23 protein-coding genes are annotated in these 23,048 nt (G+C 46.9%); 22 read left to right on the top strand and 1 reads right to left on the bottom strand.

All coding sequences use genetic code 11. From position 1 onward, the window contains the following. The first annotated feature begins 50 nt into the window (after positions 1–50). Entirely contained in the window at positions 51–518 is a 468-nt protein-coding gene (locus tag BUB85_RS00135) for a DUF2752 domain-containing protein (protein WP_073103488.1), read from the top strand. Positions 519–728: 210 nt separating this feature from the next. Next, positions 729–1,448 (top strand): hypothetical protein, encoded by a 720-nt coding sequence (locus BUB85_RS21930; protein ID WP_242945280.1) that lies wholly within the window; start codon positions 729–731, stop codon positions 1,446–1,448. Positions 1,449–1,519: 71 nt separating this feature from the next. On the opposite strand, the gene BUB85_RS00125 is transcribed toward BUB85_RS21930, so the two are convergent. Next, positions 1,520–2,491: an FAD:protein FMN transferase gene (locus tag BUB85_RS00125; RefSeq protein WP_073103485.1), complete on the bottom strand. Its 972-nt coding sequence runs from the start codon at positions 2,489–2,491 to the stop codon at positions 1,520–1,522. 155 nt (positions 2,492–2,646) lie between these two features. Between BUB85_RS00125 and BUB85_RS00120 the strand changes: the two genes are divergently transcribed. The 20 genes from BUB85_RS00120 to BUB85_RS00025 all read left to right on the top strand — a co-directional run bounded on the left by BUB85_RS00120 (position 2,647) and on the right by BUB85_RS00025 (position 22,956). Then, entirely contained in the window at positions 2,647–3,003 is a 357-nt protein-coding gene (locus tag BUB85_RS00120) for a NusG domain II-containing protein (protein WP_073103482.1), read from the top strand. Between the two features lie 97 nt (positions 3,004–3,100). Beyond that, the gene (locus tag BUB85_RS00115; RefSeq protein WP_073103480.1) at positions 3,101–3,595 is read left to right on the top strand and encodes a Gx transporter family protein; all 495 of its coding nucleotides are present in this window, start codon (positions 3,101–3,103) and stop codon (positions 3,593–3,595) included. 39 nt (positions 3,596–3,634) lie between these two features. Next, complete coding sequence (gene ruvA / locus BUB85_RS00110; RefSeq protein WP_073103477.1) at positions 3,635–4,243, top strand: Holliday junction branch migration protein RuvA; 609 nt, start codon at positions 3,635–3,637, stop codon at positions 4,241–4,243. A gap of 9 nt (positions 4,244–4,252) precedes the next feature. Further along, positions 4,253–5,242, top strand: coding sequence for a Holliday junction branch migration DNA helicase RuvB (ruvB, locus tag BUB85_RS00105; RefSeq protein WP_073103474.1), 990 nt, complete (start codon positions 4,253–4,255; stop codon positions 5,240–5,242). Positions 5,243–5,307: 65 nt separating this feature from the next. Beyond that, a complete protein-coding gene (locus BUB85_RS00100; protein ID WP_073103472.1) occupies positions 5,308–5,718 on the top strand; it encodes a cell division protein ZapA in 411 nt (136 codons plus the stop codon). A gap of 69 nt (positions 5,719–5,787) precedes the next feature. Continuing rightward, on the top strand, positions 5,788–8,202 hold the full coding sequence (locus tag BUB85_RS00095; RefSeq protein WP_073103469.1) for a U32 family peptidase: 2,415 nt from the start codon (positions 5,788–5,790) through the stop codon (positions 8,200–8,202). Between the two features lie 133 nt (positions 8,203–8,335). Beyond that, positions 8,336–9,775: an FtsW/RodA/SpoVE family cell cycle protein gene (locus BUB85_RS00090; RefSeq protein ID WP_073103466.1), complete on the top strand. Its 1,440-nt coding sequence runs from the start codon at positions 8,336–8,338 to the stop codon at positions 9,773–9,775. 37 nt (positions 9,776–9,812) lie between these two features. After that, on the top strand, positions 9,813–11,150 hold the full coding sequence (locus BUB85_RS00085; protein WP_073103873.1) for a peptidoglycan D,D-transpeptidase FtsI family protein: 1,338 nt from the start codon (positions 9,813–9,815) through the stop codon (positions 11,148–11,150). Positions 11,151–11,262: 112 nt separating this feature from the next. After that, positions 11,263–11,601 (top strand): hypothetical protein, encoded by a 339-nt coding sequence (locus BUB85_RS00080; protein WP_073103463.1) that lies wholly within the window; start codon positions 11,263–11,265, stop codon positions 11,599–11,601. A gap of 45 nt (positions 11,602–11,646) precedes the next feature. Next, positions 11,647–12,741, top strand: a complete 1,095-nt coding sequence (locus BUB85_RS00075) for a DUF2953 domain-containing protein (protein ID WP_073103460.1) — start codon at positions 11,647–11,649, stop codon at positions 12,739–12,741. Positions 12,742–12,764: 23 nt separating this feature from the next. Beyond that, entirely contained in the window at positions 12,765–13,166 is a 402-nt protein-coding gene (locus BUB85_RS00070) for a GerW family sporulation protein (protein ID WP_073103458.1), read from the top strand. A 535-nt stretch (positions 13,167–13,701) separates the two neighbouring features. Beyond that, positions 13,702–13,890, top strand: coding sequence for a 50S ribosomal protein L28 (gene rpmB, locus BUB85_RS00065; protein ID WP_073103455.1), 189 nt, complete (start codon positions 13,702–13,704; stop codon positions 13,888–13,890). 426 nt (positions 13,891–14,316) lie between these two features. Next, complete coding sequence (locus tag BUB85_RS00060; RefSeq protein ID WP_073103453.1) at positions 14,317–14,676, top strand: Asp23/Gls24 family envelope stress response protein; 360 nt, start codon at positions 14,317–14,319, stop codon at positions 14,674–14,676. Positions 14,677–14,690: 14 nt separating this feature from the next. Then, a complete protein-coding gene (locus BUB85_RS00055) occupies positions 14,691–16,352 on the top strand; it encodes a DAK2 domain-containing protein (RefSeq protein ID WP_073103451.1) in 1,662 nt (553 codons plus the stop codon). Positions 16,353–16,506: 154 nt separating this feature from the next. After that, complete coding sequence (recG, locus tag BUB85_RS00050; RefSeq protein WP_073103870.1) at positions 16,507–18,534, top strand: ATP-dependent DNA helicase RecG; 2,028 nt, start codon at positions 16,507–16,509, stop codon at positions 18,532–18,534. A 191-nt stretch (positions 18,535–18,725) separates the two neighbouring features. Continuing rightward, complete coding sequence (locus tag BUB85_RS00045) at positions 18,726–20,861, top strand: EAL domain-containing protein (RefSeq protein WP_073103448.1); 2,136 nt, start codon at positions 18,726–18,728, stop codon at positions 20,859–20,861. Between the two features lie 141 nt (positions 20,862–21,002). Further along, positions 21,003–21,209: a small, acid-soluble spore protein, alpha/beta type gene (locus BUB85_RS00040; RefSeq protein ID WP_073103446.1), complete on the top strand. Its 207-nt coding sequence runs from the start codon at positions 21,003–21,005 to the stop codon at positions 21,207–21,209. Positions 21,210–21,308: 99 nt separating this feature from the next. Beyond that, positions 21,309–21,872, top strand: coding sequence for a 16S rRNA (guanine(966)-N(2))-methyltransferase RsmD (rsmD, locus tag BUB85_RS00035; RefSeq protein ID WP_073103443.1), 564 nt, complete (start codon positions 21,309–21,311; stop codon positions 21,870–21,872). Next, entirely contained in the window at positions 21,872–22,363 is a 492-nt protein-coding gene (gene coaD, locus BUB85_RS00030) for a pantetheine-phosphate adenylyltransferase (RefSeq protein ID WP_073103441.1), read from the top strand. Before rsmD ends, coaD begins: the two co-directional genes overlap by 1 nt. A 2-nt stretch (positions 22,364–22,365) precedes the next feature. Beyond that, positions 22,366–22,956 carry an ATP synthase subunit B family protein gene (locus BUB85_RS00025; protein ID WP_073103439.1) on the top strand — a complete coding sequence of 197 codons (591 nt, stop codon included), beginning with the start codon at positions 22,366–22,368 and terminating at the stop codon, positions 22,954–22,956. The last annotated feature ends 92 nt before the right edge of the window (positions 22,957–23,048 follow it).

Genomic DNA, 23,048 nt, shown 5'->3' with positions numbered 1-23,048 from the left:
TGCCTTTGGCGGACTTCTTTTCGGGATACTTATTGATGGGAAGAAAAATTATGAAAAAACGTTCTGCAAAACAGATTTTTGAAGAGGCAGTGAGCTTGTTTTGGCGGGATATGAAAAGTTGTCGGTGGGCAATTGCGGGAATTGTGGCTTATATGATATTTATGAAAGGAATTTTTCAGAATATCTGTCCGATGGTTATTGTGACAGGGTTTCCCTGTCCGGCCTGTGGACTGACGAGAGCCGGTGTTGCAATGCTCACCGGCCATTTTGATTTGGCCTGGAAACTCAATCCTTTTATTTACGGTGTTTTGCTGCTTCTGATCTTAGGGGCGGCAAACCGCTATATACTGCACCGATCATGGAAACTGTATAAGGGGATTCTGATTGTGTTTCTGACTGGGATGATCGCATATTACATCTACCGGATGATGTTTTACTTTCCGGGAGATCCGCCTATGGGGTATTATCATTATAATCTGGCGGAACAGATGGTGCGGCTTGTGCGTGGATTCCTGTGAGCAGGGAGTATTCGCCTGACGTGAGAATGACTGTGAAGAGGCTGTGAATTTTTGGGGCGAGAATTGTCATGGGACAAAAAGTGTGTTACTATAATAACGATAGAATGTCCGATTTACTGATATCAGGGTTAAGGGTAGAGTATTTCGTGTCCGCATGAAGAAACAACTTTGGGACATTGATGGAATTATTAATAAGGAGGATTTTTGAAAATGGATGAAAATTTGGGAAATGTACAGGAGACACCAGTAAAACCGACACAGGACGCATCTGTACAGGCTGGGGAGCAAGTGCAGAGTGAAGCGGCAGGCGGAAGTGAGGCATTATTGTCTGGCCAAACTGCACTTTCAGGACAGTCGGTGCAGGGCGAAACAGCGGCGGTAACGGAACAGTCCGCACCTGTTTATCATGAGGTAGTACAGCCGAGTCAGCAGCCGATACAGCCGGAAGGTGCAGTATATCAGCAGTCGGTACAGCCGGAAGGCGCGGTATATCAGCAGCCGGTACAGCCGGAGGGTGCGTCATATCAGCAGCCAGGCGGAAGTGCGTATGATACACAGTATAACGGTGGTCAGTATAATGATGGACAAAATAATGGGCAGTACAACAACGGCCAGTATGGTGATAACCAGTACAGCAATGGCCAGTACAGCAACGGTCAGTATAATAATGGCCAGTACAGCAATAGCTCACAAAATCCGACGGATGACAACTCACCGATGTCCATGGGAGACTGGATTGTCACGCTGTTGCTGATGATGATTCCGTGCGCAAACATTGTACTGATGTTTGTATGGGCCTTTGGTCATGGCAATGTAAACCGCAAGAACTGGTGTCGTGCAAGCCTTGCGATTATGGGAGTTCTGCTTGGAATCTATATTCTTGTTGCAATTTTCGCTGTGGTTGTAGGCATCAGTGCGTTTAGATACTAAATTTATAAAATAAAAGACAAAACCGTTTCCATTCCGGTTTTGTCTTTTTGTTTTTGTCTTCCTCGTTTTGCCTATTTTCGTGTGTCGTGCAGCTGATAATCATCCGTGATGAAGATTGCGTCCACATCATCGAGACGGTTGATCAGAGCCATTCCTTCATCAAGACCCAGAGCGAAACATGTGGTGCTGAGCCCATCGCCGTCCACAGAGCGGTCGGAGATGATCGTGACCCCCAGCAGATTGTTGTCATACGGATATCCGGTGGAGGGGTTCAGAATATGGTGATACAGCTTTCCATCTGTTTTGAAATACCGCTCGTACACACCGGAGGAGACGACAGATTTGTCTTTCACCTGTACACTGGTAATGGCGGTATTCTGCTCATCAAAAGGCTTCTGAACACCGATGTTATAAGCTGCTCCGTCAGGCTTTCCGCCGATGGTCAGAACATTGCCACCCAGACTGATGATACCGTATTCCACGCCCTGTCCGGTCAAATAGGATTTTAACTGATCCGCGATGTAACCCTTGGCAATACCGCCCAGATCGATTGCGGCTTTGGGATCTGTCAGGGTGACGGTCTGATTCTCCAGTTTCACATTTTTATAATTTACATGACTTTTGGCTTCGTCAATCGCATCCTGTGCTGGGATCGTTCCGGTGTTATTCTTGAAATCCCAAAGTTCGCTTAAGGGCGCGATGGTGATATCGAATTTGCCACCGGAGAGATCGCCGTACTCCAGTCCCTTTTGAATCAGGTCAGCAGTTTCGGCAGATACGGTGACCGGGGTTCCACCAGAGTGATTGATCTGTGAAATTTCGCTCGTCTCAATCGTGCGGCTGAGTGTCTGCTCATAATTTTCACATATGTGGATACATTCGGTGAGAAGCGTCTGGTCTGTAGTCCCGTAAAGCTCAATAGATATAACTGTGTCGAATAAAATTGCCTGTGTGGAAATAGGCTCAGAGGAGATGGACTTCGAGCAGCCGGCCAGGGAGCAGGCAATAATGGCGGCGGAAAAGATGGAGAGGATTCGTTTCATTCTATGTTACCTTTCTATGCTGCGTATTTTAACAATTACAAAATATTGTAACAATGAATGTCCGAAAAAGCAAGAGGAGGATGTCGAACGTTTGGTTGCATTCTTTGGCCTGTTGTGCTAGAATGATGCGTAAAGGCTTAATAAGAGGTTTTATAATGAAAAAGCATGATGTGATTTTAATCGTGGTGATTTTGGTGATTGCCGGAGGATGGTTTGGCTATATGCAGATGTCCGGAAACGGAGATGCCGGGACGGTAGTTGTTACGGTGGATGGAGAAGTGTACGGGGAATATGATCTGACGAAGGATCAGACCGTTTCCATTCATGATACCAATGTTTTGACGATAAAGGATAAAACGGCGGACATGACGGAGGCGGATTGTCCGGACAAGCTGTGTGTTCACCAGAAGGCGATTTCGCGGGATGGTGAGAGCATCATCTGCCTGCCAAACAAGGTAGTAGTCTCTGTTGTCAGCGGTCAGGCGCGGGAGTACGATGCGGTTGTGAAGTAATGTGGCTGCGAAGTGATGTGACAGCAACGCGAAGTGGCTGCGATGATGGATGTGGTGACGATTGGATGTTCCGAAACATACGGTACAGGAGAGTGGAATGAAGAATAAAGTAGCTTATTTCGGTGTGTTTGTGGCGCTTGCTTTGATTTTCAGCTATGTGGAAAGTCTGATTCCGATTCAGATCGGAGTTCCGGGAATCAAGCTGGGGCTGGCGAATCTGATCGTGGTGATTGCCCTGTATAAAATGGGCGTAAAAGAAGCGTATCTGCTCTCAGTGACGAGAGTGATTCTGGCCGGGTTTATATTTGGCAGCATGTTCAGTATTTTGTACAGCCTTGCGGGCGGACTGCTCAGCCTGACGGTGATGGCGCTTCTGCGAAGAACCGGGAAGTTCAGTGTGATCGGCGTCAGTGTGGCGGGCGGCGTGTTCCACAATGTGGGGCAGCTGATTGTGGCGGCACTGGTGGTGGAGACATTTCAGGTGGGATATTATTTCCCGGTGCTTATGGTGGCGGGAATTATCACAGGAATTGTAATCGGAATTTTGTCCAACGAGATGCTGAAACGTCTGCGTGATATTCAGCTGTCATAGAACAGACTGTCATAAAAGATAGATAAAAGGGGAAAAGATATGATTTCATTTATCAGAGGTGAGTTGATAGAACTGGAAGAAGAAAAAATAATTGTGGATGTCGGCGGGGTGGGCTATGGAATCTATATGCCGCGGCAGTCCATGGGAAAACTTCCTCCGACAGGGAGCGAGGTAAAGATCTACACGTATCTGAATGTGCGGGAGGATGCCATGCAGTTGTTTGGTTTCCGGACAAAGGATGACATGCAGGTGTTCAAGCTTCTGATCGGAGTCAGCGGAATCGGGCCGAAGGGAGGGCTGAGCATTCTCTCACAGCTTACTGCAGATGAACTCCGGTTTGCGGTGATGGCCGGCGATGTGAAGACGATTTCATCGTCCCCGGGAATCGGAAAAAAAACGGCAGAGAAGCTGATCATTGAACTGAAGGACAAACTGAGTATTGCGGATGTGCTGGAGAGAGAACCAGGAGAAGACATAGGCAGTGTGTCCGGCGGCTCTGGAGAGATCCAGTCCGAGGCGATTCAGGCGCTGACGGCACTGGGGTACAGCAGCACCGAGAGTTTGAAAGCCGTGCGGGCTGTGACCGTGGACGAGGATTCGACCGTGGAGGATGTGCTGAAGGATGCGCTGAAGCACATGGCATTTTAAGGGGAACATATGAGCAAAAGAATTATTACAACCGAGAGTTTAGAGGAAGATATTAAAATAGAGAATAATCTGCGTCCACAGATGCTGGAGGATTACATCGGCCAGGAGAAGGCGAAAAAGATGCTGAAGATATACATTAAGGCAGCCAGAGAGCGTGGGGAGTCCCTGGACCATGTGCTGCTGTATGGACCGCCGGGACTGGGCAAGACGACACTGGCGGGGATCATTGCCAATGAGATGGGCGTGAACATCAAGATCACCTCTGGACCGGCTATCGAAAAGCCGGGAGAGATAGCAGCTATTCTGAACAACCTACAGGAGGGAGACGTTCTGTTTGTAGATGAAATTCATCGCCTCAACCGTCAGGTGGAGGAGGTGCTCTATCCGGCGATGGAGGATTATGTCATCGACATCGTGATCGGAAAGGGAGCCGGTGCCAGGTCTATCCGCCTGGATTTGCCGAAGTTTACGCTGGTGGGAGCGACGACAAGAGCGGGAATGCTGACTGCACCGCTGCGCGACCGCTTCGGAGTGGTGAATCGTCTGGAATTTTATAACGAGAATGAATTGAAGACCATCATTCTTCGTTCTGCCCAGGTTCTGGGTGTCGAGATAGACGGGAAAGGTGCGGCAGAACTTGCCAGAAGATCCCGGGGGACACCGCGGCTGGCCAATCGTCTGCTGAAACGTGTCCGGGATTTCGCGCAGGTCAAGTACGACGGTGTGATCACAAAAGAAGTCGCAGACCTGGCGCTGGATCTTCTGGATGTCGACAAATACGGACTGGATTATGTGGATCGTAATATTTTGACGACAATGATACAGAAATTCAGCGGAGGACCTGTGGGACTGGAGACGCTTGCGGCATCCATCGGGGAGGACGCGGGCACTATAGAGGATGTGTATGAGCCTTATCTGCTCAAGAATGGTTTTATCCAGAGAACCCCCCGGGGGCGTGTAGTGACAGACCTTGCATATCATCATTTAGCATTAGAGTAAAAAATGGTTGGATTTTGTAGTCAAATAGTTTATAATAGCATTTAGGAAGTTGCGAGGAGGGTGCTATGAGCTCAGCAAAACATTATACGGAAGTTCTTATTGGTGGAAAAGTGTATACTTTGAGCGGCTTTGAAGGTGAGGAGTACTTACAGAGAGTTTCCACATATTTGAACCATAAAATTACAGAGTGTACAAACAGTGAAGGTTACCGCAAGCAGAGTGCAGATACGAGAAACGTACTGCTGGCGCTGAACATTGCCGATGACTATTTTAAGGCGAAGAAGCAGGGTGACTCACTTGAGAGCGACATCGAACTGAAAGACAAAGAGATGTATGATTTAAAGCATGAATTGATTTCAGTACAGATTAAGCTTGAGAATGCCGAAAAAGAGATGGCGAAGATGAAAGAAGAGAATAACGACCTGCAGATGCAGATCGTGAAATTAGAAACAGAGATGAAAAATCGCAGAAAATAGGCTGTCTTTTGACAGCCTATCTCTTTGTCTGAAAACGAAAAGCAGAGGGATGAATCGGAGGTAGTTTATATGAAATCACAAATCGAGGTGCTTGCACCGGCGGGTTCCTTTGAAAGCTTCAAAGCGGCAATTGCGGCGGGGGCAGATGCGGTCTATGTGGGCGGCAGCCTGTTTGGCGCGCGTGCATATGCTGAGAATTTCTCCGAGGAACAGATGCTTGCGGCAATTGATTACGCACATCTTCATGGGAGAAAGATTTTTCTGACTGTAAATACGCTGCTCAAGGACGATGAAATCAGAGAACACTTATATGAATATCTGCTGCCATATTACTGTCAGGGGCTGGATGCAGTAATCGTACAGGATGTAGGAGTACTGGAGTTTGTGTCCGAACATTTTCCGGGGATGGCAATTCATGCCAGTACGCAGATGACGATCACGAATGCACTCGGTGCCAGATTGATGAAGGAAAAGGGTGTCGAGCGTGTGGTGACTGCGAGAGAACTGAATCTGGAAGAAATTCATGAGATTGCAGTGCAGACGGGATTGGAAATTGAATGCTTCGTTCACGGGGCACTTTGCTACTGCTATTCCGGGCAGTGCCTGTTCAGCAGCTTTATCGGAGGGCGCAGCGGAAACCGGGGGCAGTGCGCACAGCCGTGCCGCCTGCCGTATGAGGCTGAGAAAAAAAAGGGATATCTGCTGAGTCTGAAGGATATCTGTACTCTGGATGGTATCCCGGATATGATCGAGGCGGGAATTTATTCATTTAAAATTGAAGGACGCATGAAAAAACCGGAATATGTTGCCGCGGTGACGGCGATGTACCGGAAATATGTGGATCTGTATTTTTCAGTGGGAAAAAAGGCTTACCATGTCGATCCAAAGGATAAAGAATACCTGATGGATATCTATAACCGTGGGGGATTTGATGATGGATATTATCATAAACACAACGGTGCGGAGATGATTTCTACCGATCGTCCAAACCATGCAGGAGTAAAGGCATTTCAGGTGCTGTCGCAAAAAGGCAGGGAGATAAAGGGCCGTGCGCTGACGGACATTGGAAAAGGAGACATTCTTGAACTTTCCTGCGGGAAGGACAACTATACGTTTGGACAGCCCTTAAAAAAGGGGGAGACGTTTACGCTGATCGGACCAAAGGGGAAACGGTTTGCGCAGGGGACGATTTTGAACCGGACAAGAAACCAGAGGATTTTGGATGAAGTGCGGGAGTCTTATATTGGGAAACTGCTGCAGCGCCCGATCAGGGGAACCCTTACATTGAAGGTGGGCAGTCCTGCACAGCTGGAGCTGGAGACAGAGCAGGTAAAGATCTGTTGTGAGGGCAGTATGGTTGAGGAGGCAAAAAATCAGCCGCTTGAGGAAACGCGTATTCTGAAGCAGATGAAAAAAACTGGAAATTCTGACTTTTTCTTCTGCGAAATGTGTGTCCAGACAGAAGGTGCTCTCTTTTTGCCGATGCAGAAATTAAATGAACTGCGCAGACAGGGGATGGAACTGCTTGCGGCTGAAATTACGGAGCAGTACCGGCGGACGTGTGCGGAGGCTGCGGCCGGGGAGCGGCCGGAGCCGGTGCTGAAACTGGTGGAAGATGACTGTACAATAAAAAACAGCACGACCACTTCGGAAATCCGCCTGCATGCTTCGGCGGAGACGAAAGAACAGCTTCAGGCAATTGCATCCTGCGAGGAAGTATCCCGGGTCTATATGGAGTGTAATATGTTTTCCCATGTTCTGACGCATCCGCAGCAGGCACTGGCCTGTGTGGATGCGCTGCAGAATGCAGGGAAGGAAGTCTTTTTTGCGATGCCGCATATCTTCCGTAAGGAGGCAGTCGCGGAGTACGATCGGTTTTATGAAACATTTTGCAGATTGGCGGTGGACGGTGCACTGATCCGAAATTATGAGAGCTTTCAATTCCTGAAGGACCACGGTTATGACAGGAAGATGATTCTGGATCACAATCTGTACGTGTTCAATCATGATGCGAAGACCTTCTGGGAGAAACTTGGAGTCATGGACTGCACGGCGCCGGTAGAGCTGAATTTTCAGGAACTGAAGACGCTGGAGACCGCGGCGGAGGAATTGATCGTATATGGATACCTGCCAATGATGGTTTCTGCGGGGTGCGTGAAAAGAACGACTACGGGATGCGACAGACAGTCAGGAATCTTGACAATAAAAGATCGATATCAGAAGAATTTTTCGGTAAAAAATTATTGTGAATTCTGTTATAATATAATCTATAATCTTGCGCCGCTTGCACTGCTGGATCAGATGCAGGAAATTCGAGTGCTGGGTCCGCGGAGTGTACGGCTGAATTTCACGCTGGAATCTTCCGGGGAGACAGAAAACGTATTAATGGCATTTGCACAGGCGCTTGCAGCGGAAAAAGAATCTCGGACAGAGTTAGGACAGAAGGAGTTCACAAGAGGCCATTTTAAGCGTGGGATAAAATAAGAAAATAAAATCGGAACAGAAAGAAAAAGAAACAGCATTAGAATGATAATAAAAAATTGAGAAAACTAAAAAATAAAATAAAAAAACCAAAAAAGAAAAAAGACGGCAGTCGAATAGGATAGCAGGTGAAAAATTGGTAAATATTGTTGTTGAATTATCTAAATATCTGATGATTGCGCTCATGGCGGCATACACCTTTGAGTGTTTTTCCGTGTTTGCGCATCGCGACATTTATCGCAAAAAAAGTATATTGTTCAATCAGAACAAGCTGATGTTTCTGATCCAGTTTATAGCGTATCTGGTCATGTATTTAAAGACGCTGGAGATAAAACTTGTATTTTTTTATCTGGCACAGGTCGTGCTTCTGGTGGCAACGATTGCGCTGTATACATTGATTTATCCAAGAGTATCGCGTCTGATCGTCAATAATATGTGTATGCTGCTGTGTATCGGGCTGATCATGATCACCCGTCTTACATACACGAAGGCCACGAAGCAGTTTATTATTATTGTTGTCTCCATGGCAATCAGTCTGGTTGTGCCGGTTGTTATCCGAAAGCTGACGTTTTTGGAGCGGTATGGATATTTTTACGCGATTGTGGGAATGCTTGCATTGGCACTTGTCGCGATTATCGGTAAGACCTCCGACGGGGCAAAGCTTGGATTTTCGATTGCCGGGTTCGGGATTCAGCCTTCGGAGTTCGTGAAGATCCTGTTTGTGTTTTTTGTTGCATCCAGCTTTAAGAAATCCACGGCGTTCAAAGATATCGTAAAGACGACGATTTTTGCGGCGGTCCATGTGCTGATTCTGGTGGCATCCACAGACCTTGGTGCCGCGCTGATCATATTTGTGGTGTATCTGGTGATGCTGTACGTGGCGACAAGACAGCCACTTTACATGCTTGCCGGGCTGGCGGCAGGAAGTGGAGCAGCGGTGGTGGCATATCACCTGTTCTCACATGTCCAGACCCGTGTAACTGTTTGGCGGGATCCGTTTGCAGTATACCAGTCCGGGGGATATCAGGTGGCGCAGTCGCTGTTTGCCATTGCCACGGGGAGCTGGTTTGGAATGGGATTATATCAGGGAAACCCGACAGATATTCCGGTAGCGGAGGAAGACTTTATATTTTCTGCTATTTCGGAGGAGATGGGGCTGATTTTTGCGCTGTGTCTGATTCTGGTCTGCGTAAGCTGCTACATCATGTTTTTGAACATTGCCATGCAGCTGCGGAACCGTTTCTATAAACTGGTAGCACTTGGTCTTGGAACCTGTTATATTTTCCAGGTCTTTCTGACAATCGGCGGAGTAACGAAGTTCATTCCCTCCACGGGAGTAACGCTGCCGTTGGTCAGCTATGGAGGCAGCTCTGTGCTGAGCACTCTGATCATGTTTGGAATTATTCAGGGTCTTTATATTCTAAGAGAAGATGAGGAAGAAATTATTGAGAAGAGAAAAGAAGAAGAGTTACGAGGTGTCGCAAGAAGAGCGCCGCAGACGGGACAGGGAACTGCCCAGAAAAGAAAGAAAAAAGCTACAAAATTCGAAGAAATCGAGAAACAAAGAATTCGCTAGGATCACCTATGTTTTTGTGGCGCTGTTTCTGGGAATGATGAGTTATATTGTATATTTTAATGTCGTGACAGGACCGAAGATCGTCAACAGCCCGTACAATACCAGACTGGATTCCCAGGCCGAACGGATCCTGCGCGGAAATATCGTGGATGCGAGCGGTAATATTCTGGCGGAGACACAGGTCGATGAGGCGGGAAACGAGACCCGAGTTTACCCCTACGGAGCGGAATTTGCACATGTGGTCGGGTATACCGATCAGGGAAAAACCGGACTCGAATCGGTTGAAAATTTTAATTTGCTGACTTCGAATACATTTTTTGTGGAGAAGCTGGTCAATGAATTTCGGGACCGGAAGAATCAGGGGGACACGGTGGTGACCACTCTGAATGCCGAACTTCAGGACGCGGCTTACAATGCCCTCGGTGCCAACAAAGGTGCTGTTGTAGTGATGGAGGCGGGAACCGGAAAGATACTGACTATGCTGTCGAGCCCGAGTTATGATCCGAATACGGTCACTGAGAACTGGGATGCTCTGAATGTGGATGAGAACAGTGCGCTTTTAAACCGTGCAACACAGGGGTCTTATGCGCCAGGCTCCACATTCAAGGTGGTGACGACGCTGGAATACATGCGGGAGAATCCTGCTTACGGAGACTACACCTATGATTGTGCGGGTGAGATTACCTATAGTGATACGACAATTCACTGTTTTGACAGTACGGTACACGGGTTGGAGGATCTGCGCAGCTCGATTGCCAATTCCTGCAATTCCTCTTTTGCAAATATTGGTCTGTCCCTGAACCGGACGTCCTATGCGAAAACAGCGAAAGAACTGCTGTTTAATTCCAAACTCCCATGTGATCTTGATTATTCGAAGAGCAGCTTTACGATCTCGGAGGCTTCGGGAGAAGCAGAAATGATGATGACAGCCATGGGACAGGGCGAGACACAGGTCAGCCCGTATCACATGGCTCTGATCACCAGTGCTATCGCAAATGGCGGAATGCTGATGAAGCCGTATCTTGTTGACCGGATTACCAATGCGGCAGGAACCGAAGTGGAAAAAAATATGCCAGAATCTTATCAGCAGCTTATGTCTTCCGATGAGGCGGCACAGCTGAAGGAGTACATGAGGGCTGTAGTTGATGAGGGGACAGCCATGGCACTCAGCGGCGCGGACTACACGGTGGCGGGAAAGACCGGAACGGCAGAGTACAGCGATGATCCGGAGAAGAGTCATTCCTGGTTCATCGGATTTACAAACGTAGATAACCCGGAGCTGGTGATCAGCGTGATCGTAGAAGGCTATGACGGAGACACTGGCGCACGAGCGGTTCCGATCGCAAAGCAGATTCTGGATGCTTACTATTACTAAAATAGCGGATCTATTTGTCGGAATCTTCGAAGTATGGTAGAATAATTGTCAGCAGGCTGGAACAAACGCAGCGTGCATAAGATCTGCAGCAGAGCGGAAAGGGGAGTGCCATATGAACATCAAAATATACAGATATTTATATGTCAGCGAAAGCCTGGAACGAAAGAAAAGCCGCATACTCGGAAAGCTTGTGAGCAATGAGCTGCAGCCGGATATCTATGTGATCACTCTGGCGGCAAATCCGCAGGAACAGCTGGAATTTTATAATTCCATGCTGCTGAAGCAGAAGATCTTTTCGCCGGAATCCCTGATGGTGGTGGGAATCGCGAGGGGATATGAGGATGCACTGTATCTGGTGGAGGAAATTACCCGGGATGTGTATGAAAAGACGGCGGGAACCGATATACGTCAGTATATTTCAGAACGACAGAACCAATATGAACGTTCTTAAGCAATTGTAAATGTTCGTTTTATTTTGATCAGAAGTAGGTGAGCGATGCTACATATATTGTTTTTGATTTTAAAAATTATAGGGATTATTATACTGGTGATACTTGGTCTGCTGCTTCTGCTGATTGGAATTGTGCTTCTGGTGCCGGTTCGATACAAAGCTGACGGACGGTGCGCAGGTGACGTGGCCAGTCTGGAGGGCCGCATCAAATTCTCCTGGCTGCTTCATCTTGTCCGGGGATATGTGGTGTATAAGGATCGCCAGTTGGTCTGGCAGATTAAAATTGCATGGCTGGGACTGAATAAAGAAGAAGGAACGGCCGGTCAGGCGCAGGAAGAGTATGACGGAGAACCAGTCAACATTCTGGATGAACCGGAGTATATTGAGGCGCAGATGAACGATTTGCCGGAACCGGAAGAAAAAATACCGGGTGAGGAAAATCTGCGGGAGCTGGAAGAAAAAACGCTGGAGGCGACGGAAGTGAGAACACCGGAGTCTGGAGCACAGCAGTCGGAAGAGATACCAATGGAAGGACCGCAGCCTGGAGCACAGCAGTCGGAAGAGGTACCAATGGAAGGGCCGCAGCTGAAAGAACAGCCGCCCGAAGAAGCATTGACGGAGGAACAGCAGTCCGGAGAGCCGAAGGCATCTGCCGGAAAAGAAAAGAAAACCATAGTCTCGATACTGCATACAATTTGCGACAAAATCGCAGCAGTTATTGAAAAGATAAAATATACATTCCAAAAGATTTGTGATAATATAAAAGCATTGACGGAAAAGAAAGACAAACTGGAACAATTTTTGACAGATGAAGTTCATCAGTCTGCGTTTAAGCGTGCGTGGAGGGAAGTGAAGCATTTCCTGAAGCGGCTGCTGCCGAAGCGGTTTCGCCTGAATGCACACTTTGGGTTTGAAGATCCCTGCCTTACAGGGCAGATTCTGGCGGGGGCGGCTATGATCTATCCGTTTGTCGGCAAAAACATGAATCTGACGCCTGATTTCGAAGAGCAGGTGCTGGAGGGAGACGTGTCGGTACGCGGTATATTTCGAGTGATCTATGTGGTGATTGCCGGTTGGAATTTGTTATGGGATAAAAATGTCAGAAGGACATATAAGGATGTCAGAAATTTTAAATTATAAGAGCGTTCAAGGAGGAAAAAAGTATGGCAGACAATAATTTTAAGACGACGGTGGAATCTTTGATTCAGGGAATGAACAGCACAATTTCCACCAAGACAGTTGTCGGAGATGCGATTCATATAGACGGCACCATCATTGTTCCACTTGTTGATGTTTCCTTTGCAATCGGTGCAGGGGCATTCAGCGGAGACAAAAAGGACAAGGGCGCAGGCGGTATTGGCGGAAAGATGACGCCGAGTGCTGTACTGGTTATTAAGGACGGGTCTACCAGACTGGTCAATATCAAGAATCAGGATACGATGACCAAGATTCTGGATATGGTCCCGGATGTGGTGAATAAATTCTCCACCCGGAAGGAAGACAAGGTGACGGAGGAGGATGTGATGGACATTCTTAACTCCGCGGATGATGAAACGGTAGAATGATTCGAAAACTGCGGCATATAATATAATAACTACCTGGGTAAGCGAGAATCCAAGTGAAAAGACTGATCGGTTTTATGTTGGTTTGCATCGCCCTCGGGATACTTGTGGGGCTGTTGATTTCAAACGTGTTTGCGAGAATTGTTATCATCTGCATCTGCCTGGTACTGGGTTACAATTTATTTTGCTGCTAGTGCACTGCGGAACAAATATACTGTGAGAATAGCATGGGGATGGAGTTGCCGGTGTACTTGTGTTACAGGTGATTGATAAGTTAGGAGAAAACAATTGAAAAAAACATTACTTATATTGTTGGCAATCGTGCTGAGTATCGTGATCTGCTGTTTTCTGTTTAAACAGTATATGGTGTCGCTTGGACTGGCTGTCTTAATCAAATAAAATAAAAACTATTTAGATAAAAATAAATTAGTGCTTGCAAAACATGTCTATTTCTGATAGAATAAGCATGTTGTGAGTCCATATAGGACGATAAAGAAAGTTCTCAAGCAGATTGAGGAACGTAAGGAGGTGCAATATCATGGCAAAATGTGCTATTTGTGAAAAGGGTGCTCATTTCGGTAACAGCGTTAGTCACTCTCATAGAAAAACACCAAAGATGTGGAAATCAAATGTAAAATCTGTTCGCGTTAAGACAGAAGGTGGAGCTACAAAGAAGATGTATGTTTGTACAAATTGTTTGAAGTCCGGCAAAGTTGAAAGAGCGTAAATGAAAATGTAAAAGGCACATTGTGAAAGCAGTGTGCTTTTTTAATGTGGGGCGAAGGATACCGGAGTATGTGTACTTCCATATTGTATTTCTGGGGAAAACAATGTATAATATGACTTGGATTATGAAGTGATCGAAGTTATGTATGCATGAGGTACATACGGCAAATATGATCTGGGGTGTGAAACGATCAAAGCCACGTATGCACGAAGTGCGTAAGGCATAGTTATGGTCTGATGAGAGATTGGCAGGGCCGGAGGTGGCCGTTCTGCGAAGCCAAATCGTGACGAGGGGATCGCCATGTATAATTTGTGAGACAAATTATGCATAATAGTCACACAGGTGTGTTGCCATCAGCCACGGGCTGGTGACAGGCTGGAATACATGTGTTGTTAATATGATAAATCAAATCGGAGGTAATGATATATGAAAGGAAGCATTAGTACGGATATGGGAATTGTCACTATCAACCCGGAAGTGATTGCAAAATATGCAGGTTCGGTTGCAGTAGAGTGTTTTGGAATTGTCGGCATGGCGGCAGTCAGTGTGACAGATGGACTTGTCAGACTGCTGAAGAAGGAGAGCCTGACTCATGGCATTCAGGTGGGGATATCTGAGGAAAATCGTATTACCCTGAATTTCCATGTGATCGTATCTTACGGAGTGAATATTCCGTCAGTATCGGATAATTTAGTGAGCAATGTAAAGTATAAAGTAGAAGAATTTTCAGGCATGTCGGTTGATACGATCAACATTTTTGTCGAAGGTGTGAGAGTAATTGACTAAGGAGGATACTAAAAGTGGCAACAAATACTATAAATGCTGAGATGTTAGCCCGGATGTTTCTGGCCGGAGCAGCCAATATCGAGGCACAGAAAGAATTTATCAATGAATTGAATGTGTTCCCGGTTCCTGACGGAGATACCGGAACAAACATGACACTTACCATCATGTCTGCGGCAAAAGAAGTGAGTTCAATCGAATCACTGGACATGCTGACACTGTGTAAGGCAATTTCATCAGGATCGCTCCGGGGAGCAAGAGGAAATTCGGGCGTTATTCTTTCTCAATTACTCCGTGGATTTACGAAGGGCGTCAGGGAAGAGAAGCAAATTGGGGCGGCAGCACTTGCGGCAGCGTGTGAGCGCGCGACAGAGACTGCTTACAAAGCCGTTATGAAACCGAAAGAGGGAACAATTCTTACGGTGGCAAGAGGCGTCGCTGACAAAGCGTTGGAGCTGGCAGAGACAACGGATGATTTAGAAGAGTTCATTCCGGCAGTCATCGAACATGCGAGAGAAGTTCTGGCGAAGACACCAGACATGCTGCCTGTTTTGAAAGAAGCCGGTGTAGTCGACTCCGGTGGTCAGGGACTGTTAGAGGTTCTGATTGGAGCATACGATGCATTTCAGGGCAAAGATGTGGATTACAGTGCGATTGCGGCCAGCGCGGGAACCAGCATGACCAAAGTCTCAGCGGAAGTACAGACAGATATCAAATTTGGTTACTGTACAGAATTTATCATCATGACGGACAAAGAATTTACATTCGCGGATGAAAAAGAATTTAAGGCATATCTGGAATCCCTCGGTGACTCTATCGTGTGTGTGGCAGATGAGGACATCGTTAAGATTCATGTTCACACCAATGATCCGGGACTTGCGATTCAGAAAGCTTTGACATATGGACAGCTGTCACGCATGAAGATTGATAATATGCGTGAGGAGCATCAGGAAAAACTGATTCGTGACGCAGAAAAGCTTGCGGCTGAACAGAAAGAAAAAGAAGCGAGAGCGGAGAAGAAACCGGTAGGATTCATCGCTGTGTCAATCGGTTCGGGCATGAATGACATTTTCCGGGAACTGGGAGCTGATTATATTATCGAGGGCGGACAGACTATGAATCCAAGTACGGAGGATATGCTCACCGCAATTGATAAAGTGAATGCAGATCATATCTTTATCCTGCCGAACAACAAGAATATTATTCTCGCTGCAAATCAGGCGAGAGACCTGGTGAAGGACAAAGATATCATCGTGATTCCGACCAAGACGGTACCACAGGGGATTACAGCGATTATCAACTATATGCCGGAGGCGGACGTGGATACCAATGAGGAGACCATGAACGAAGAAATCGGCAATGTGAAGACCGGACAGGTTACGTATGCGGTCAGGGATACCCGTATTGATGACAAAGAAATCCATGAGGGAGACATCATGGGAATCAGCGACAAGGGCATCGTTGCTGTGGGGCAGTCTGTTGAGAAGACAACCAGAGATATGCTCTCTGAGATGGTCGACGAAGATACAGAGCTGATTAGTCTCTATTATGGTGAGGATGTACTGGAGGAGGAGGCGGAACGCTTTGCAGCCGAGGTTCAGAAGCTTTATCCGGATGCCGACGTGGACTGCCACTGTGGCGGCCAGCCAATCTACTATTATGTACTGTCGGTAGAGTAAACAACGCAGTCTGAAAAAATATTATGCGTAAGCAGCAAGGTGGATTTCAAGTATCCGCCAGATAAAAGGAAAACATAAATTATAAAAACAGCCGCACATGGGAGCAGATTCCGTTGTGCGGTTGTTCTGACTATCGGGGGGAAGACAGATGGAGATGGATCAAAATTCTGGAGTTATCGCATTAAAAGGAATCGGGGAAAAGTCACAGCGGCTGTTTGAAAAACTGGGGATTTACACGGTTGGAGATCTGTTGCGCTATTACCCGAGAGGATATGATGTATACGAAGAGGCAGTTCCGGTGAGTGAGGTGGAGGAAGACCATGTCTGTACCGTCACCGGAGCAATCTTCGGGAGAATCCAGATCAGCGGCAGCAATCGGATGCAGGTCACGACGCTGTATCTGAAGGATCTGACAGGCACATTGAAGGTCATCTGGTTTCGGATGCCGTTTCTGCGCAATACACTTGGAAAGGGCGGCGTAATCACACTGCGGGGAAGAATCCGGAATCGGAAAGGTACCCTTGTGATGGAACATCCGGAGATATTTTACCCGAGTGCTCAGTATGAATTAAAGAAGAATACCCTGCAGCCACTCTATCCACTGACCAGTGGAATCACCAACAATGCCGTCACAAAGGCGGTTCATCAGGCTATGGAGGTGGCACCGCCGCGGCAGGACACTCTGCCGGAAACATTACGGGAAAGATATCATCTGGTCGGATATGAGGATGCTGTCAGAGGAATCCATTTCCCGACGGATAAAAAAAGCTTTTATGTGGCGAGGGAACGCCTCGTGTTCGAGGAGTTTCTTGACTTTATTCTGGGACTGCGCCAACTGAAGGAGAGCAACGAAGTTGCGGAGAATCATTTCGTGTTTCTGGAGAAGCCGCAGATGGATGTGTTTCAGAAAAAACTGCCCTATGAGCTGACGGGAGCCCAGAAAAAAGTGTGGCAGCAAATCAGACAGGATATGAACGGAACGCGGACGATGTCACGCCTTATTCAGGGGGATGTGGGATCTGGAAAGACGATCATTGCGGTGCTGGCTCTGATGCATGCCGGACTGAACGGTTATCAGGGTGCATTGATGGCACCGACGGAGGTGCTTGCAAAGCAGCATTATGAGTCCATTGGCAGGATGTTTGCCCAATATGGGGTTCCGCTGAAGACGGTACTTCTGACTGGCTCTATGACAGCGAAAGAGAAGCGGCTTGTTTATGAGGAGATTGAGAGCGGCGTGGCATCGGTGGTCATCGGGACGCATGCGCTGATTCAGGAGAAGGTCATCTACCACAATCTGGCACTCGTAGTGACGGATGAACAGCACCGTTTTGGGGTGAAGCAGAGAGAAAAGCTGTCACAGAAAGGGGAGATGCCCCACGTGATCGTCATGAGTGCCACGCCGATTCCGCGGACACTGGCGATTATTCTGTATGGGGATCTGGACATCTCTGTGATTGACGAACTGCCCGCCAACCGGCTTCCAATTAAAAACTGCGTGGTGGATACCGGCTATCGGAGAACAGCATATGACTTTATGAAGAGACAGGTGGCTGAGGGAAGACAGTGCTATGTGATCTGTCCGATGGTGGAAGAGAGCGAGAACATGGAGGCTGAGAATGTCATCGATTATACGGATCGGCTGCGGGAAGAACTGGGGAGTGGAATCTGTGTGGACTATCTGCACGGCAAAATGAAACAGAGCCAGAAAGACGATATCATGGAACGTTTCGGTGCCGGCGAAATCAAGATACTTGTGTCCACGACGGTTATCGAGGTCGGAATTGATGTTCCGAATGCCACGGTCATGCTGATTGAAAACGCAGAACGGTTTGGCCTGGCACAGCTCCATCAGCTGCGCGGACGGGTTGGAAGAGGAAAGCATCAGTCCTACTGTATCTTTATGAGTGCGTCCAAATCAAAAGAGACCAGAGAGCGTCTGGAAATTCTGAATCATTCCAACGATGGATTTTTCATTGCAGGGGAGGATTTAAAGCTGCGCGGTCCCGGTGATCTGTTTGGAATACGGCAGAGTGGGCTGATGGACTTTCGCCTGGGCGATGTCTATCAGGACGCGAAAATCCTGCAGCAGGCGAATGAGGCGGCCGATTATATGCTCAAGGTGATGCCGGATAAAATTGCGGGAAGGCTGATGAAAGAAAATAATCTGCGTGTGTTATAGACCGGAAAATCATTCAAAACAGGAGTGAACAGTAAGGCGATGCTTTTTCATAAGTGAAAAAACTGCTATATTTTGTGGAAAGAAAGCTGCAGTTCGTGTATAATAAAAGAATATATGGCAGAGAAAATATAATCTGATTCATTGCAATTATCAGAACAACATGAGCCGTGTGATGAAAAAAGAGGATGAATATGAATGAAAAATTAACGGTTCTCATTGTGGATGATGAACCAATCAATCGAAAAATATTACACAAAATGCTTTCTGTAGAATTTACGGTTCTCGAGGCTGCGAACGGTGAGCAGGCATGGGAGTTCCTCAATAAAAAAGAGGTGCAGATAGCGGCGGTTCTGCTGGATATTGTGATGCCGGTGATGAACGGCTATGAGTTTCTGGACCGCGTGCGTGAGGCGAAGATGAAGGATCTTCCGATCATTGTAATGACAGGGGAATCCGGATCAGAGGCGGAACAGAAGGCACTGAATGCAGGGGCATGGGATTTCGTGACAAAGCCCTACAAGCCGAATATACTGCTGAGCAGACTCAAAAATGCAATCGCACGTAGCCGTGTCTCGATGTATGAGCAGATACAGCATATGTCAGAGCACGACCAGCTGACCGGGCTGCACAACCGTTCTAAAATGTATGAGGACACCAGCCGTATGCTGCAGAAGTATCCGGACACCCGATTTATTTTTCTACGGATCGATATTGATCATTTTGCATTGTTTAACTCTTCTTTCGGTGAGCAGGAGGGAGACAGACTTCTCTGCTACATGGCATCCATCGTTGAAAAAGAGTCCAGACGCTACCGGCTCTGCACATATGGAAGGATGAATGCGGATGTTTTCTGTGTCTGCGCATCCTACGAGGGCGATGAAGCATTGCTTCAAAAATGGGTCAACGCTGCGGAGGAAGAGCTGTGTGCTTTCCGGAGAGACTATTCACTGAAAATGTCCGTTGGCGCATGTCTGATCGATGACACGTCCAGGGATGTTGAACAGTATTACATCCGTGCATCGATGGCGTCGGTTCAGTGTAAAAATCAGTTTGAAAAAAATCTGGCGTTTTATAATGAGTCAATCGGAGAACAGGTCTCCAATGAGATCGCGATAGCCAATGAGATGCAGACTGCGCTGGATGAAAAACAGTTCGTGGTGTATCTGCAGCCAAAGTTCACGGTGGCAACGGACAGCATCTGCGGGGCGGAGGCTCTGGTCCGGTGGAAACATCCACAGAAGGGACTGATCTCCCCGGGGGTTTTTGTTCCGGTTTTTGAAAAGAACGGTTTCATAGCAAAGCTGGATTACTACGTTTGGGAACGGACTTGTCAGCTGCTTCGAAAATGGCTGGACGACGGAAGAAAGCCGTATCCAGTCTCGGTCAATATTTCAAGAATCAGTCTGTACAATCCGAACCTTGTAAAATTACTGAAGGATTTGGTTGAAAAGTATAATCTGTGTGCGGGACTGCTTCAGCTGGAAGTGACAGAGAGTGCCTACATGTCAAACACAGAATTGATGGAGAAGACCATTCATGATCTGCGGGGCTCCGGCTTCACGATTTTGATGGATGATTTTGGAAGTGGATATTCCTCGCTGAATACATTGAAATCCATCGAAGTGGATATTCTTAAGATCGACATGAAATTCCTGTCGGCGGACGGGGAGATGGAAAAAGGCGAGATCATTCTTGCCTCCATTATCCGGATGGCCAATTGGCTGGGAATGTCGGTTACAGTGGAGGGCGTGGAATCCCGAAAACAGAGAGATTTTCTGGAGGGCGTCGGCTGTGACAGCATTCAGGGTTATTATTATTCCAGACCGGTTCCAGAGGGGGAATATGAAGAAACATATATCTATGCAGACGGCGGAGCGGCACTGCACTCTCAAAAAACAGAGGAGACGTCGCCAAAGCATAATGTCACGCTTCTGGTGATTGATGATGATGAGGCCAACCGGGCAATCATCAATGAATATTTCTGTGAGGAATATTATGTACAACAGGAGGCGAGTGCGGAAGACGGACTTGCGTATCTCCACCAGAATAAGAGCAAGGTCAGACTGATTCTGGTGGGTAATTATATGAAAGCGATGTCGGGGATTGATTTTTTAAAATTCTGTCAGGCGGAAAGCAGTGTTAGTTCCATTCCGATCATTATAATGACAGCGAACGACAGTGCAGAGGATCAGGTGGAGGCATTTCAGGCGGGAGCTTACGATTACATTACAAAACCGCTGATAAAAGAGGTCGTTCTTGCGAGAGTGAAGCATGCCATGGAACTCAACAGTCAGCTCCGCACCTTCGAGATGCCGAAAAAAATATGAAAGCATTGTGATCAGACTGTGCCAGAAATTCTGTAATTACAAAAAATGTCAGAAAATGAAATTACTTCTAGGGTAAAAGTCGATATTCTCCATATACTATGGTTGTAACAAAATAAAAAACGTTACAAGAAGGAGGAGTTTATCATGACAAGTTCATCTAATAAGGCAGCGGTACCTGAGGCGAAGGGTGCATTGAACAAGTTCAAGTACGAGGTCGCAAGCGAATTGGGAGTACCATTATCAGACGGCTACAATGGTGATCTGACTTCCAAACAGAATGGATCAGTCGGTGGCTATATGGTCAAGAAGATGATTGAACAGCAGGAAAAACAGATGGCAGGCAAATAACAAATAGCAGAAAAAGGCGCTTGGGAATTGACCTGAGCGCTTTTTTCTGTTAGAATTTAGCGAAGAAAAAGATATGTACGGGAAAATGGGGGATGAAGGATGCGCGTGATTGCAGGCAGTGCAAAACGACTACAACTGAAAACACTGGACGGAACAGAGACAAGACCAACAACAGACAGGATCAAGGAAACCCTGTTTAACATGATTTCCACATATCTTTGTGATTCAAAGTTTCTGGATCTTTTTGCGGGAAGTGGCGGAATCGGAATCGAGGCATTGAGCCGCGGTGCCGGTGAGGCGGTTTTTGTGGAGAAGAATCCGAAGGCAATGGAGTGTATCAAAGCGAATCTTGAGCATACCAGGCTGGAGGATCGCGCGGTGCCTATGTCTACCGATGCGCTGACGGCCCTCCACAGGCTGAACGGGAGCAAAAAGTTTGATTATATTTTCATGGATCCGCCATACGGGCAGGAACTGGAAAAACAGGTGCTCACGTATCTGGCGGGCTCGGATCTGCTGGGGGATGACTGCCTGATTATTGTGGAGGCATCTCTGGACACCTCGTTTGATTACGTGATGGATATGGGATTTACTTTGATAAAAGAAAAAAAATACAAGACGAATAAACACGTTTTTCTCGAGATGGAAAGAAGGGAATCTTAATGCTTAGAGCAATTTATCCGGGAAGCTTCGACCCGGTTACGAACGGACACATGGACATCATAGAAAGAGCCTCAAAAATAGTGGATGTATTAATTATTGGAGTGTTGAATAATAATGCAAAAATGCCGTTGTTTTCTGTGGAAGAACGTGTTAAAATGTTAAAAGATGCAACAAAAGAGTTTCAGAATGTCAGTGTAGTCCCATTTGAGGGATTACTGATTGATTTTGCAAGGCAGACACATTCTCGCCTTGTTATTCGTGGTTTACGTGCAATTACGGATTTCGAATATGAACTGCAGATGTCACAGACAAATCATAAATTAGAACCTAACGTTGAGACCATGTTCCTGACGACGAGTATAGACTACTCGTATCTGAGTTCTACTACAGTAAAAGAGATTGCCGCTTTTGGGGGAGACATTGAACAATTTGTGCCGGAAGTGGTAGTCGGAGAGTTACATAATAAAATACAAGGCAAAAGGAGAGTATGAGTATGAGTAGTCGTATCGAACAGATTATCGAAGAGATCGAAGAGTACATTGACAGAGATTGTAAATTTCAGCCATTGTCCACTACTAAGATTATTGTAAATAAGGAGCATCTCGATGAATTGTTGAGAGAACTTCGTATGAAGACCCCTGATGAGATAAAGAGATATCAGAAGATTATCAGCAACAGAGATGCTATTCTGGCTGACGCGCAGGCGAAGGCGGAGGCGTTGATGGAGGATGCACAGGTTCAGACTACTGAGCTGGTCAGTGAGCATGAGATCATGCAGCAGGCCTATGCGCAGGCGAACGAGATCGTCACAGCGGCCACAGAGCAGGCACAGGAGATTCTTGACAATGCCACGGCAGATGCCAACAGTATCCGTATCGGAGCCATTCAGTACACGGATGACCTGTTAGCCAATGCAGAGAGCATTATCGGTCACACCTTAGACAGCTATACAACCAAGTATGATGGTCTGGTTAATTCCCTGAGAGAATGTTATGATGTTGTGCGGACCAATCGTTCAGAGCTTGATATTCCGGAAGTGCCGACAGAGGCATATGCGGATGAGGACATGTCAGAAGAGATGTAAAAAAACGTAACTGTTCAGAACCCCCTTGGGGAACTAATTAATTTTTGTACAAAACAGAGAATTTTTAAAACCTGTTTTGCGATATTATTTCG

The sequence above is a fragment of the Hespellia stercorisuis DSM 15480 genome (assembly GCF_900142165.1).
GTDB classification, from domain to species: domain Bacteria; phylum Bacillota; class Clostridia; order Lachnospirales; family Lachnospiraceae; genus Hespellia; species Hespellia stercorisuis.
The sequence above is the reverse complement of the archived record's forward strand: the minus strand, read 5'-3'. Positions and strand labels throughout refer to the sequence as shown.

Excerpts from the sequence above, each read along its gene's own strand:
- BUB85_RS00120 (WP_073103482.1), top strand. The coding sequence starts at position 2,647 with ATGAAAAAGCATGATGTGATTTTAATCGTGGTGATTTTGGTGATTGCC.
- coaD (WP_073103441.1), top strand. The coding sequence starts at position 21,872 with ATGCTTAGAGCAATTTATCCGGGAAGCTTCGACCCGGTTACGAACGGA.
- BUB85_RS00060 (WP_073103453.1), top strand. The coding sequence starts at position 14,317 with ATGAAAGGAAGCATTAGTACGGATATGGGAATTGTCACTATCAACCCG.
- BUB85_RS00045 (WP_073103448.1), top strand. The coding sequence starts at position 18,726 with ATGAATGAAAAATTAACGGTTCTCATTGTGGATGATGAACCAATCAAT.
- BUB85_RS00085 (WP_073103873.1), top strand. The coding sequence starts at position 9,813 with ATGAGTTATATTGTATATTTTAATGTCGTGACAGGACCGAAGATCGTC.
- BUB85_RS00025 (WP_073103439.1), top strand. The coding sequence starts at position 22,366 with ATGAGTAGTCGTATCGAACAGATTATCGAAGAGATCGAAGAGTACATT.
- BUB85_RS00095 (WP_073103469.1), top strand. The coding sequence starts at position 5,788 with ATGAAATCACAAATCGAGGTGCTTGCACCGGCGGGTTCCTTTGAAAGC.
- ruvB (WP_073103474.1), top strand. The coding sequence starts at position 4,253 with ATGAGCAAAAGAATTATTACAACCGAGAGTTTAGAGGAAGATATTAAA.
- BUB85_RS00125 (WP_073103485.1), bottom strand. The coding sequence starts at position 2,491 with ATGAAACGAATCCTCTCCATCTTTTCCGCCGCCATTATTGCCTGCTCC.
- BUB85_RS00070 (WP_073103458.1), top strand. The coding sequence starts at position 12,765 with ATGGCAGACAATAATTTTAAGACGACGGTGGAATCTTTGATTCAGGGA.
- BUB85_RS00135 (WP_073103488.1), top strand. The coding sequence starts at position 51 with ATGAAAAAACGTTCTGCAAAACAGATTTTTGAAGAGGCAGTGAGCTTG.
- recG (WP_073103870.1), top strand. The coding sequence starts at position 16,507 with ATGGATCAAAATTCTGGAGTTATCGCATTAAAAGGAATCGGGGAAAAG.
- BUB85_RS21930 (WP_242945280.1), top strand. The coding sequence starts at position 729 with ATGGATGAAAATTTGGGAAATGTACAGGAGACACCAGTAAAACCGACA.
- rpmB (WP_073103455.1), top strand. The coding sequence starts at position 13,702 with ATGGCAAAATGTGCTATTTGTGAAAAGGGTGCTCATTTCGGTAACAGC.
- BUB85_RS00075 (WP_073103460.1), top strand. The coding sequence starts at position 11,647 with ATGCTACATATATTGTTTTTGATTTTAAAAATTATAGGGATTATTATA.
- BUB85_RS00080 (WP_073103463.1), top strand. The coding sequence starts at position 11,263 with ATGAACATCAAAATATACAGATATTTATATGTCAGCGAAAGCCTGGAA.
- ruvA (WP_073103477.1), top strand. The coding sequence starts at position 3,635 with ATGATTTCATTTATCAGAGGTGAGTTGATAGAACTGGAAGAAGAAAAA.
- rsmD (WP_073103443.1), top strand. The coding sequence starts at position 21,309 with ATGCGCGTGATTGCAGGCAGTGCAAAACGACTACAACTGAAAACACTG.
- BUB85_RS00115 (WP_073103480.1), top strand. The coding sequence starts at position 3,101 with ATGAAGAATAAAGTAGCTTATTTCGGTGTGTTTGTGGCGCTTGCTTTG.
- BUB85_RS00100 (WP_073103472.1), top strand. The coding sequence starts at position 5,308 with ATGAGCTCAGCAAAACATTATACGGAAGTTCTTATTGGTGGAAAAGTG.